Annotated in this window: 10 protein-coding genes and 1 tRNA gene; 6 read left to right on the top strand and 5 right to left on the bottom strand. The window is 55.0% G+C overall.

The genetic code is table 11. The features are described 5' to 3' along the window. Positions 1–264: 264 nt before the first annotated feature. A complete protein-coding gene (locus BQ17_RS07090) occupies positions 265–4,113 on the top strand; it encodes a CHAT domain-containing protein (protein WP_176722334.1) in 3,849 nt (1,282 codons plus the stop codon). 136 nt (positions 4,114–4,249) lie between these two features. Next, complete coding sequence (locus BQ17_RS21595) at positions 4,250–4,402, top strand: hypothetical protein (protein WP_176722333.1); 153 nt, start codon at positions 4,250–4,252, stop codon at positions 4,400–4,402. A 271-nt stretch (positions 4,403–4,673) separates the two neighbouring features. Here the strand turns inward: BQ17_RS21595 and uvrC are convergent, their stop codons facing one another. The 3 genes from uvrC to BQ17_RS07075 form a co-directional block, all read right to left on the bottom strand. Next, positions 4,674–6,497, bottom strand: a complete 1,824-nt coding sequence (uvrC, locus tag BQ17_RS07085; RefSeq protein ID WP_089725616.1) for an excinuclease ABC subunit UvrC — start codon at positions 6,495–6,497, stop codon at positions 4,674–4,676. A 124-nt stretch (positions 6,498–6,621) separates the two neighbouring features. After that, the gene (locus BQ17_RS07080) at positions 6,622–7,251 is read right to left on the bottom strand and encodes a response regulator (protein WP_089725615.1); all 630 of its coding nucleotides are present in this window, start codon (positions 7,249–7,251) and stop codon (positions 6,622–6,624) included. A 67-nt stretch (positions 7,252–7,318) separates the two neighbouring features. Continuing rightward, positions 7,319–7,408, bottom strand: a tRNA-Ser gene (locus BQ17_RS07075). 199 nt (positions 7,409–7,607) lie between these two features. Here BQ17_RS07075 and proC point away from each other — a divergent pair. The 4 genes from proC to BQ17_RS07055 all read left to right on the top strand — a co-directional run bounded on the left by proC (position 7,608) and on the right by BQ17_RS07055 (position 11,000). Beyond that, entirely contained in the window at positions 7,608–8,438 is an 831-nt protein-coding gene (gene proC / locus BQ17_RS07070) for a pyrroline-5-carboxylate reductase (protein ID WP_089725613.1), read from the top strand. After that, positions 8,435–9,016, top strand: a complete 582-nt coding sequence (locus tag BQ17_RS07065; RefSeq protein ID WP_089725611.1) for a YggT family protein — start codon at positions 8,435–8,437, stop codon at positions 9,014–9,016. Before proC ends, BQ17_RS07065 begins: the two co-directional genes overlap by 4 nt. An 81-nt stretch (positions 9,017–9,097) precedes the next feature. After that, a complete protein-coding gene (locus BQ17_RS07060) occupies positions 9,098–9,544 on the top strand; it encodes a DUF4426 domain-containing protein (protein WP_218068148.1) in 447 nt (148 codons plus the stop codon). Positions 9,545–9,869: 325 nt separating this feature from the next. Beyond that, entirely contained in the window at positions 9,870–11,000 is a 1,131-nt protein-coding gene (locus tag BQ17_RS07055) for an alginate O-acetyltransferase AlgX-related protein (RefSeq protein ID WP_141699146.1), read from the top strand. 42 nt (positions 11,001–11,042) lie between these two features. Here the strand turns inward: BQ17_RS07055 and BQ17_RS07050 are convergent, their stop codons facing one another. Beyond that, a complete protein-coding gene (locus BQ17_RS07050; RefSeq protein WP_089725607.1) occupies positions 11,043–11,450 on the bottom strand; it encodes a YajD family HNH nuclease in 408 nt (135 codons plus the stop codon). A gap of 41 nt (positions 11,451–11,491) precedes the next feature. Then, a complete protein-coding gene (locus tag BQ17_RS07045) occupies positions 11,492–12,394 on the bottom strand; it encodes an RpnC/YadD family protein (RefSeq protein WP_089725605.1) in 903 nt (300 codons plus the stop codon). Positions 12,395–12,996 lie beyond the last annotated feature (602 nt).

Raw genomic sequence — 12,996 nt, 5'->3', positions numbered from 1 at the left:
CGATGAGCATTCATTTTGGACTGGCGTGATTTTACCCTCGCTTAGCTCACCACGCAGGCAATTTTGCAAGGTGCCCTATATACGCACATGAAGCACCGATCTCCCTTCGCTTTTTCCCTGATGCTTCTCCTTCTGGCACTTCCATGCCTCGCGGAGACTACGGATAACCCATGGGCTGAAATTAGATATGCGTTATTCTCCAGGTTCGAAAGCATATCGAGCAAAACAACTCGCGATGACCTGTCGCCGTCCCTACTAGATTCATTGCGGAAGTATGATGGGCGTCTCGTTGAGAAAGAGAAACCCGATTCTTTCAACGAAGATCATATTCGAGTGATGTTACGCCTTGCGGGGCTAAGACGACAATTGGAGTACGCCGATCCTTATTTCATTCTGCGCGATTTATTACCATTCTTCCAAGGTCTTCGATTAAACATTGATATTCGTGAAGATCTCGCATCCGAATATCTTGCTATTGATCTCCCATGGTGCACGATTGAGTTATTGGCCCCTGTACGCGATTCCGTGACCAAACGTGGTACTAGGCTGCTTGTCAAGGCGGAGAAAGCAATCGATATTATTCGAGATGAAGTACGGAAGTCTATTAGTACCGACAGCATATATTCCAAAGCGTCTCCTCCAGCCGAGCGTCTAATCGATCTAATTGGTATTCCCCCGGCCTCGGTTGGCTCATACGACGAACTGCCGAACTATAGTGATGCTATAACTTCTGAGGATAATGATGCTTCTTTGACAGCTTCAGGGAATGAGCTGTCGTTGAATGGTACGCCTGGGGAAAGCAGAGAGCTTTCATCGCGCGTTCGACTCGTGGATCTTCCACGTGAACCCGTGTTGCTCGCGTTGCTGAGACACACAACTACCCCATCTCAGTATAAAACGCTTGATTTTCCACGAACGCATCAAGTCGAGCCACTTCATACCACGGCTCATCAGGCAGAGTCGCTAGAGCGCCTGCTGGAATTTGCACAACAATCTCAACAGATATCGGTAGATCAAATCTACGACATTGGTATCCCCGAACAAATTTCTTTTGGCGATATTGCATTGAATGCCGGGCTAATCGAGGGAGATCCAGACCAAACCACTACCCTAGACCGTTCACGCCTGGTAAGAGAACGCCTACGCCTAGATTACGCGTTGCCTATTGATGATGGTCTAGTGTTGGTGTTTCGTATCTCTAGACGTTCCTTGATCAGTGAATCAACATTAATCTTCGTTGCACAGAAAGATACTTCAGACCCTCAGCTTTTCGGTTTCCCTCGGCTGGGATGGGTTAATGTTCGCCTGATCCCGAAGCAAGGAGATGCGGGGGAAGAAATATTGGTCTTCTCAGAGCGAGCCGGCTCAGGAGGTTTTCTTACCACTCAGACTTTTATGCCCCAATTAGGATCGATCACGACCATAGCCTCAGCCTTGTACCATGGGTCCGTTCATTTCTTGCAGCTCGATGACGATAGCAATCTAGAAATTGTAGTAGCAGATAGCCGTGGGGACAGGCGTTACCAAGACTGCATGGCATGTCCTTTCCCACGCACAGCGTACCTATTAGACTGGGATGAGCAGTCTACCGCATATAGAATAGTTGGTAATATCAATGGAGGAACCGATGAGGCGATTAGGCATTTTCGCGGCTTTTTTGGCGTGTCTATGGAGATGTATCAGAGTATACAATCTGAAGAACTTAATGCGCTACTAGCCGATACGTTGCGTAATGGTTTGGATCGAGAAGATATGCCCGCGCTAGGAACTCTATTTGATCAAGTAGATTACTTGATGACAGAGGGTTACTATGAGCAAGCACTGAAAATCCTGGACCGTTTAACGGGCGCTTATTCGCAGTCTCAGGGGTCGGAGGTAGCGGATATGGTGTATGCGGCTGCTCAGATAGAGCGAATGCTCATTCTTCATATGATGAGACAGTATGATAAAGGATTGCGCTTGGCGGAAGATCCCATTTTGCAGAAAATCCTTGCATCGATGGAAGAGGTACGGGGCAATTTTTACAATAGAGTAGTGATAAATGCCTTGCCACTAGGAAACTATGATTCCGCCTATCAAGCAATAGAAAAATGGCATGAGAGTGAGCCGGCCCAAGAAGCGGTTCGGGAAGGCAATCTGTCGCGTTTCTTGATGTATGTCGGTGACTTCGAAGCCGCTTATGGCGCATCAAGACGGGCGCTAAACGAAGCGATCTGGTCATCCGAGGGAACTGGCGTTCACACGAAGGAAATAAGCAAGCTCGCTCTATTGAGCTTTCGGTTGGGGAATTTTGTTGAAGCGATAGACTGGTTGAGTCGCACTATGCGCGATGCACGCGATTTTTCGTACTCAGGGCACATTGCCTCTCTCTTGGTGAAGGGTTCCGAGCTGGCACTTGAACTGGGGAACCCTGCCGTTGCGATAGCCCTATTGGATACGAGTTTGTCGGCTGTCAGGGAGGAAGGATGGGAAACTGATGGGCCCACATTTTTCTTGGCATACGGCAGGGCCCTCGAGCTGAGCGGACGTCCTGTGGAAGCCAGACGATGCTTTGCAGCGGCAGCCTCTATTGCAGAAAAATCTCGGGGCCATAGCCATGTTGCTGCATTATCGGAGATGGCCCGAATCGACGAAACAATGGGAGATATGGAGAGTGCATTACCTCTCTCCGAAATGGCGTTCAGCGCAATACTCGAAGGTCGTCAGCGTGTGGGCAATGAGACATTCAAGTTGAGCTTCATAGCGGAGGCATCCGATATCGCGGAGCAGCATTTTAGATTACTTAGACAAACGGGGGTCGGAGCGGATCGAATATTCGACGCCGTGGAAAATTGGAGGTTGCAGGTTTTTCGGGATTTCTATGAATCTCGGTTTCCTGTGGTGATTAAGGGTACCTCGATCATAGATGAAGTTAGAGATTATTTGGACCTGCACGAAGCATTTATTCAGTATTCGATAGGGAAGGAGGAATCTTTTGTTATTGTTGTTCAGCGAGAACATACCCGGTTGATGGCTCTAGATGTTACAGAGGAGGACATCAACCAGTTGATTTCTACGATCTGGTATTATATGGACTTATCGAATCCGGAATCAAAGGCGTATATTTCAACAAACCGAGTTCCATTGCGTCTCCGTCGTACCCTCGAAACATTATATGACGAATTAATTCGACCGTTGGCTCTGCAGAAAAACATTCGAACTATAGCTGTATCGCCGGGCAAAGTGCTCTCTGGATTACCTTGGGGTGCACTTTTGAGATCAGACCACGGACTGATCGATGCAGTCCTGACGGCATTGGGTCGACCGCGTTTGCGGCCCTTATATGAGAGTCTCGCTGTGGCGGTCGTTCCGTCTGCCAGAATGCTGATGGAGGGGAAGGAGAAAGAAGCCAGAAGACGCGGAGTAAATAATCGGGCACTGTTGGTTGGAGTTTTTAGTGGAGTCGATGTGGAAAAGACTAACACACCCTCTTTTGTGCTTAAGACTTCAACAAGAGAAGTAACACAATTAAAATTCAATCCTCTACAGCATGGTTCTATTGAAATAGAGCACGTAGCTGATCTATTGGGCGATGCCAGAACACAAGTGCTTTTGGATCGTGATTCAGTATCGGAACTCAGAAACCCCTTGGGTCAGAAAGTAAGTATAGCAACACGGGAGAACATTATTGCGGCTTTGTCCGGAGCAAATATAGCTCACTTTGTGGCGCATGCAGTGTTTGATCCTGTAGTTCCTATGGAATCGAAAATTTTCGTTGATGATCCTGATGCGAAATACGGTATTATTAAAGCCAAAGATTTTTTGCAGATGGATTTGCGACATGTCGACCTTATAGTTTTGTCAGCATGCCAAACGGGAGTTATAAAACCAGAGATCGCAGGGGAACCTTTCGGATTTCTTCGTGGACTAATGGACGCAGGTGTGAAGACTAACATATTGACTCAATGGTCGGTAGACGACGAAGCAACTGCGTCGTTGTTTATGAGATTCTACGAGTATTTTGAGCACCACTCGGCGGCGGAATCATTGAGGCGTGCAGCATTAGATGTTCGTGAGATAAAAAGGCATCCATTTTTCTGGGCAGCCCCTACTGTATACGGGTGGTGGAAATAAAGATAATCCAGAGCAGGTAGTGTTAGATTATTAAGTGGTAGGGGGTAGCGGTAAATCCCTAACTGGTGGAGTGGCCGATAGCCTAACCGGATCGCCCTTCACCATTTAGAGATTTACCACCACCGCGGAACGGACCTTGCCGGTGATCGATGCCATCCTGCGGCAACAAGGCAGGCACCGAACCCATGATGTCAATGCCCTCGGCGCCATCACCGTCGAGACCGCCGCCGAGGGTATCCGCAGGCTGGTCGAGGCCCCCGAGGTAAAGGCGGTATTCCAGCTGGATTGAGATCCCGAGCCAAGATTCACCGAGTTGAAAACTGAGATGCCGTCAACCGATCCGGTGAGACAGGCGGGTCCGTACTGGGTGAGAGGCTGTCTAAAAAAAGGCCGTAGGCCATAGTCTGGAGTAGGCTGGGTTGAGGAACGAAACCCAGCGTTTACGAGCAAGCCTGGTTTGCTTAGGTCTCGTCCCTCGACCCAGCCTACCGGCTTAAAATCAATGGGTTAGTTTTTAGACAGCCTCTCAGGCCCGGTCGCACGCCGGCGGCTGAATGCACTCAGGTATCCGGGCGGGACTGATGAAAGGCACCGTAGATCCGTTGTGCCAGGGCGTGGCTGATACCTTCGATTCGGGCGATGTCCTCCACCGCGGCCCGGGCCAGACCTTGAAGACCGCCGAGCTGACGCAGCAGACGCTGACGACGCTTGGGCCCCAGGCCGGGAATCTCCTCCAGAACGGATCTGGTACGGGCCTTGGCGCGCCGCCGGCGGTGTCCGATAACGGCGAACCGGTGTGCTTCGTCCCGGATCTGTAGCACCAGATGCATCGCCGGCGAGTCCGCCGGGAGGATAAGGGCCGTGCTCCGGCCGGCCGGCCAGAGCTGTTCGGTGCCGGGCCTGCGATCCGGGCCCTTGGCAACGCCGACCAGGGTGACGCCCGAGACCGCCAACTCCCGGAGGGCCTCCTGGACAGTGCCCAATTGACCGCGCCCGCCATCGATGAACAACAGATCCGGACGCGGATACTCCCCCTGTTTGATCCTGGTGTAGCGACGGATCAGGGCCTGATGCATGGCGGCATAGTCGTCGCCCGGTGTAACCCCTTCGATATTGAAGCGCCGGTAGTGCGACTTGCACGGCCCCTCCCGGTCGAACACTACGCAGGAGGCCACGGCGCGCTCGCCTCCGGTATGGCTGACGTCGAAGCACTCCATGCGCTCCGGTAGTTCCTCGAGCGCCAAGGCCTCACGCAGGGCCTCGAGGCGTTGCGTGTAGCCGGCCTGGCTGCCGAGCCGAGACCGGAGCGCCAAGGTCGCGTTGCCGCGCGCCATCTCCAGCCACCGCGCCCGCTCCGAGCGTACCCGTGCCTTGAGCGCCACCCGCCGCCCGGACCGCTCGCTGAAAGCGCTCTCCAGCAGGTCTTTATCTTCCGGGTCCGGACTCACCAGAATCTGCGGCGGGATCTCCTTATCGGCATAGAACTGGGCGAGAAAGGCCGCAATCACGGCGGAGCGCTCCACCCCTTCCGGCGTCTTGGGAAAGAAGGTCTTGTTGCCCAGGTTGCGACCGGAGCGGATAAAGAAGACCTGGACGCAGGCGAGCCCCCCCTCCTGCACGCAGGCAACCAGGTCTAGGTCCCCGCCCTTCCCACTCACGAACTGGCGCTGCTGGATGCGGCGCAGGGTCGCGATCTGGTCGCGCAACACCGCCGCCCGTTCGAACGCCAGGGACTCGGACACCTGTTCCATGCGCTCCGCGAGCTCCTCTACCACCTCATCGGTGCGTCCTTCCAGAAACTTGATGGTGTGGTCCACGTCATCCGCGTAGTCTTCCGCGGTCACCAGGCCGACGCACGGGCCGCTACAGCGCTTGATTTGATACTGCAGACAGGGCCGGGAGCGGTTGCGGAAGAAGCTGTCCTCACATTGGCGGACGGGAAACAGCTTCTGCAGCAGCTGCATGGTCTCGCGTACCGCCCAGGCGCTTGGGTAGGGTCCGAAGAAGCGGTCGCCGCCTTTGCGTGGGCCGCGGTAGAAGGCCAACCTTGGGAACCCGTCGCGGACCGTCAGCCGAATGTAGGGATAGCTCTTGTCGTCCCTGAGCAAGACGTTGTAACGCGGCTGGAGGGACTTGATGAGGTTGCTCTCGAGCAGCAGGGCCTCGCCTTCGGTGCGGGTTACGGTGAACTCGATGTCCGCGACCTGCGCGACCACCGCCTGGAGGCGCCGGTTCAGTGCGCGGGAAAAGTAGCTTGCTACCCGACGCTTGAGGTCTTTGGCCTTGCCGACATACAGGACGGTGCCCGACTCGTCCAGCATCCGGTAGACGCCCGGACGCGGCGGAATCTGCTTTAAGGATCCGCGCGGATCGGATATCGCCATCGGTTATCCATTGGCATCCGGCAAAAAATGCCCGCGGGTCCAACCGAAACTAGGCTGCAACGCTTACGACGCAGGCTCGCGGTTGGACCCCGTCCGGAGGATACGGACCGCTCAGGAATTCTCCTTAGATCAGATCATGGCGAAAGGCCAGGCGCGTCAGCTCCGCATCCGTCTTCACCTGTAGCTTCTCATAAACGCGCCGGCGGTAGGTGCTGACCGTTTTCGGGCTCAAGGAAAGGCTGTTGGAGATCTCCATGGTCCGCCGGCCGTCGATGATCAGCATGGCGATCTGCATCTCGCGGGAAGACAACTCCTCAAACGGGGTCGAGGCAGCACCTTGCCAGCCCGCCAGCATGTGCTTACGGGCAATGCTCGCGGACACATACGGAAAACCGCTACTGACCGCACGCACTGCCTCGATCATCTCCTTGGCGGGGCAACCCTTGGTGAGGTAGCCCGTCGCGCCGGCCTCGTTGAGACGCGCCGGGAAGGGGTCATCGTCGAGCATCGTGAGCGCAATCACCCTGGTATTCGGAACCAGGCGGACCATACGCCGGGTCGCTTCGATACCGCCCATCCCCGGCATCTTGATGTCCATTAGAACCACGTCCGGAGCGATTTTACTCGCTACCCTCAGGGCAGAATCCCCATCCGCCGCCTCGCCCACGACATCCATGTCCCCAACTTCCTTTAAGATATGGCGGATACCTGTTCGCACCAGCTCGTGATCGTCGACCAGAAGGATCTTGATCATATGCGGTCTCCACCCGCTGCGGTTGTTCCTTTTTCGTAATTATTTTCAGATAGTTATCTGGATTAATTGGCGGAGAGGGTGGGATTCGAACCCACGGAAGGCTGACGCCTTCACTTGATTTCGAGTCAAGCCCGTTCAACCGCTCCGGCACCTCTCCGGGTTGCCGCGGTCCTGGTGATAGTCGCAGCGAGTAAAAAATTATAACCGCTTCCAGCTACCCCGGCACCATAGCAGGAGGGATCTTTTCCCTCCAGACAACGCCAAATCATTCAAGATCGCTGACTCCGTGCCTTCGCGTCGACGCCGTTTAGCGTATGATTCGTCGCCAGACCAGGTCGACATTTGGATTCGTTCCTATGCTCAAAGAGACGATCGCTTTTATCGGCGGCGGCAATATGGCTGCTAGCCTCATTGCCGGTCTCCTGACCGATGGGTACGATTCCCGGAGGCTGGTGGTGGGTGATCCCGATGCGTCCAAGCGCGATGTATTGGCTGCCCGCTTCGGTGTGAGAACCACGGGGGACAATGCCGAGGCGGTGGACGGCGCCGATCTCGTGGTCCTGAGTGTCAAGCCGCAACTGGCCCGCCGGGTGTGCCGGGAGCTGTCCCCGACCCTGGGGCAACCGCGGCCGCTGTTCGTCTCGGTGATGGCCGGAATCCGCGAGCAAAGCATCCGGGAATGGCTCGGCGGCGGTATCTCCCTGGTACGGGCCATGCCCAACACCCCGGCAATGATTCAGGCCGGCGCCATCGTCCTGCATGCCACGCCGGAGACTTCACCGGCGCAGCGTAATCAGGCGGAGACGGTGCTGCGCGCCGGTGGCCTGACCCGATGGGTGGACCAGGAAACCCAGATGGATGCGGTCACTGCCTTGTCCGGTAGTGGTCCCGCCTACTTTTTCCTATTGATGGAGATCCTCGAGCAGGTAGGCGTAGGGCTCGGCTTGGAGTCGGAGAACGCCCGGCTGCTCACGATCCAGACTGCGCTGGGTGCCGCCCGCATGGCGATGGAGAGCGACGACTCGCCCCACGCACTGCGTGAGCGGGTCACCTCCCCCGGTGGCACCACGGAGCGGGCCCTGGATATCCTGGAAGCCGGCGGTATCCGAACCCTGGTTACGCGGGCGGTCAGCGCCGCGTGTGAGCGTTCCGAAGAACTATCGCGCCTGCTTACGGATTCCCCATGACCAGCGCCTATTTCACCAACCCGATCGTGTTCCTGATCCAGACCCTGCTCGGTCTGTTCACGGCGGTAGTCCTGTTACGGTTCCTCCTGCAATGGCTACGAGCGGACTTCTACAATCCGGTTTCCCAATTCGTGGTCAAGGTGACGACCCCGGCCCTGCGTCCCCTCCGGCGGCTGATTCCCGGCTCCGCGGGCCTGGACTTGGCGGCCCTGGTGCTGGCCTGGCTGGTCAAGGGCCTCGAGTTGGGAATCGTGGCCCTGATCTTGCATCCTGGGGTCAATCCGCTGGGGGCACCGGCCTGGGCGCTGCCCGAGCTGGTCGATCTCATGATCGACATCTTTCTTTTTATCATTATCGTCCGAGTCATCATGAGCTGGCTCAATCCGGACCCGCATCACTCGCATCCATTGACAAGCCTGCTCGACAGCTTGACGGAGCCCATTATGCGTCCGGCGCGCCGCCTGCTACCGCCCACCGGGGGACTGGACCTCTCGCCCGTGCTGGTAGTGATCGGCCTGGTTTTGCTGAAGATGCTGTTGATTCCGCCGTTGAACCTGGTGACCGGAAATCCGTTTTGAAAGCGGAGCAAAAAACTCGCCCATCCAGTCACGATTCGTGTAGCCTCTCCATGCGTTCAATAGACAATCGAGGAATCTTAAGTGAAACGCCTTCAATATGTCCCCTTGCTGCTGACCGTTATGCTATTGGCACCCTTTTCCGCGGTGGCCGAAAACAGCACGACCGTCGGCGACTTCACCGTCCATTACAATGCCTTTACGACCTCTACCCTCACACCCGAGGTAGCCAAGGCCTACGGCATCCAGCGCAGCAAATACCGGGGCATGCTGAACGTCAGCGTGATCAAGGAGCAGGAGGGGACCACAGGTACGCCGGTACCGGGTCGTGTCGAAGTCAAGACCCTGGCCTTGACCGGCCAAAGCGCGCCTCTTTCCGTGCGCGAGATCAAGGAGCAGGGTGCGGTTTACTATCTCGGCGAGTTTCCAATCCGGAACCAGGAAAAGGTCAACTTCGTCATTGAGGTGACACCCGAGGGAACCAGCGAGACCTTTATCGTGAAGATGGAGCAACAGTTCTTCACGGACTGATGGGTCGCGGGATGAAGGGCCGCCATACAGCTTGGGGTGTCCCTCCGGTCGCTGGGTATCTGCCTGGTGTATCGGACAAGCCACCAGACAGGTAACGGCAGGCGTTCACCGATCGCTTCTGCGCTACCGGCGAGTGCCGCCTGCCCGGCTCCTGTCTGCCTGCGATCGGATCCCTGCCGGCCGGCAGGTGCTCCTACCTGTCTGCCACCAGGTAGGCAATCGCATCAAGCATTACCTGATCACGCCCGGAACCCCACAGACCAAATGGGAGAATTCAGTGTTGAGAAGGGTCTATCCGTGGGTGATCGTACTCTGCATTTGTTTTGTGTTGTTGGAGCTGGGCTTATATTTTTTAGCTAAATACGGCAATATTCCAACTCTATTCCCCACTTATTCATGGGGAAATAGAGAAGGGTTTCATTTTGATTTAGACAAGCATTTCGGGATATGGCACAAACCGAATTCTTCCTTTATTCATAGAAGGCAATGTTTTTCCGTCAAGTATTACTCCAATTCATATGGAGCTAGGGATAAGGAAAGAACAAAAAATTCGAAAGAACCACGGGCGGTTGTGATCGGTGATTCCTTTGTGGAAGGATATGGATTAGATGCCGACAAACGGCTGTCTAATATATTAGAGAGAGCTACGGGAATGGAACACTTGAATTTCGGTACGTCAGGGCACTTTGGCTTGACCCAAGAGGCCCTGCTTTACGAAACATTAGCGATAGATTTTGAGCATGATGTTGTCCTAATCGGCATGTTACCGGACAATGATTTTATCAATGACGATATTGATATTGGAAAGCGAGCTTTTCGTGATCGTTACCGACCTTATTATGTCGGGAATTATCCGGATTATAAAATTACATATTTGGGGAATCGTCCTAGTCCGGAATCTGTGATCAATCGGGATTTTTGGGGTAAGATAAAATCTTTTTTACGCGAATATACTTTTACCTACAATACCCTTTCTTATATAAAAGGGATGTTATCGTATAAAAGAGCGATCGAGGAGAATAAAGATAGCAGTAAAAAAGGAACTTATACCGTTTATTCCGATTATTATGATTATAAAAGGCACCAATTTATGCGGGCGCGTTTCTCGATTGAAAAAATAGTTGGATTGGCAAGTGATGCAGGAAAAAGTGTTGTGCTTTTTACGATACCCGTCTACAGGGATTTTCTAAGATATCGGGATAATCCGTCGCCACCTCCTTTACATATCGAGTTAGAAGCACTTTCTAAGGAAATCGGGTTTGAGTATCTCGATCTTCTGCCGTTTATGTTTGAAGCAGAGAAGGATTGGGGAAGATTTTTTCATACTTGTGATTCTCATTGGAACGCTGTTGGTAATAAAAAGGCTGCCGAGATAATATTAGAAAACTCTATTATTCACAAAGAGATGGAGAAAACGCGGATGGAAACGAGGCAGAAACCGCACGTGGCTGACTAATGCTTTATTTCCGCGGCTCCGAAAATCTCGTGACGGTCACGGTCATTTTCCGCTTTTCAGCAACGCTTCCAACCCCTCGAATGGTCGGTGGGTGGTGTGGCTGCTTGCTTCCTGTCCGGCGCCTTTACTGCTAGCGGCGATGTGCTCCTCGTAGCGTTGGTGCTCGTTATCGTGGCAGTACAGACAAAGCAGCTCCCAGTTGCTTCCGTCGGAGGGGTTGTTGTCGTGATTATGGTCCCGGTGATGGACGGTCAACTCGCGCAGGTTCGCGTGGTTGAAGGTGCGGCCACAGCGACCGCAGACCCAGGGATAGAGTTTGAGCGCCTGCTCCCGATAGCCCTGCTCGCGCTCGTCCCGAGCGCGACGCGCGGCGACGACGACCCGGTCCAGGCGATCGGTATCTATGGTCTTGCCCGTTTGGGGACGGTCCGGTGGTGTTGGCTTTGACATTTCCGATGCCTCCGGAAAGGTATCCTTTAATCGCCGATGACCTACTCGATGCCGGAGGCGGTCAATACCCGCTCTGACCACACCAGTAGCGTCTGCGGATCGGCATGCTCGATTTTTCGACGCACCGCCTTGGACACGACCCCGAATTTCAGCTGCAGTAGCCGCAGCAGGATCGCAGCTTGACCTTCTTGCTTGCCCTCCAGCTTGCCTTCTTGGCGACCTTCCAGCCTGCCTTGTTGCCTGCCCTGCTCGATGAACCGTTCGGCAAAACCCGTCATGATCTCGGCCTCTTGGGGATAGTCTCGCTCATAGCTGGCCCGTTCATTGTCGTCCAGGTCCGCGTAGATGTCGATAAAGTCGATATATTTCAGCCGCTTCTCCGGATCCTCTTCGAGATCCACCAACCCCCTTACGGCACGGGCGTAGGCGTCGACCTTATGTCCCGGCGCATAGCGCATGTTGGGCAGATTGAGCCGCGCGACGATGTTGTCGCTGTCGCGAAAGCGTTCGTAGGCGATGGCGCCCAACTCACAGGTGATGAAGTCGAAGTGCAGATAGGCGTGCCGCTCGGTGCCGAGCGCCAGTTCCCGTCGGGGGGCTTGTCCACGCAGGAAGATTACCACCGGCACCACCCGCTCGGTCTCGTACAGCTCTGCAAGGTCCAGGCAGTAGTGGACCAGCCGGTGGATGGAGAAGCGCCGCGGGTCGCTCTCTTCTTCGAGGACGAACAACAGGGCCTCGCGCCGACCATCGGGCCATCGGACCAGCAGGGGAACATCAAGCTCCCGGAAACGATCGCCGAGCCGGTCCTTGAGTTGTTCCTGGCGTATCGGTAGCACCTCGGCGCCGGAGAGTTGGTCTGCGGCCTCTTCGGCCGCAAAAAAGGCCAAGGCCTGGTGCGGATAATCCAGGATCAGGTTCTTGAAATTTTGATCGTGACTCATGGGCCAATCTTAGAAGCTGCCTGGTTAAAACGGATCCCAGCGTCGGGTTGCGTTACGCCGCGTTCGGCGCCGTGCCGGTCCAGGCGTGGTCCTGGATTACTTGGCGTTGGTTGTGGGAAGAGATCCCTCCTGCGTCGGGACCAGTCCGGCGTATTGGGTTACGGCGCGTTCGGTCCTGTCACTGGGCTTCGGGATCGAACAGTGCGCCTAACCCAACCTACACTTAACGCGAGGCCACGCGGGCCAGCAGCGCGGGAGATCATGGGGGTGTAGGTTGCATTAAGACGCGGGCACCGGCACCCCAGTCGACCAGCGCGCCTTTGTGCGTCGTAACGCAACACGTCCGGTCCCTCAAACAGCGCCAAACAACTCAGGATTGCTTTTAACCAGACAGCTTCTTATATCGGTATCGTCGCGCGGGCCTAAGAGGCTGTCTAAAAATTAAGATACTGATTTTAGAGCATAAAATCTGCAAATTTCGCGCTCGTTCCCAGGCTCCAGCGTGGGAACGCCATCTTGTCCGTCCCAGCGGACGCAGCTCCTCTGTGCTGATCGGCGTTGGCGGTTAGCCTACCGAGGCGCTTAATCGACGCTGGAGCGTC

The sequence above is a fragment of the Candidatus Thiosymbion oneisti genome (assembly GCF_900092655.1).
Taxonomy (GTDB): domain Bacteria; phylum Pseudomonadota; class Gammaproteobacteria; order Chromatiales; family Chromatiaceae; genus Thiosymbion; species Thiosymbion oneisti.
This window is presented reverse-complemented; position numbering and strand designations above follow the sequence as displayed.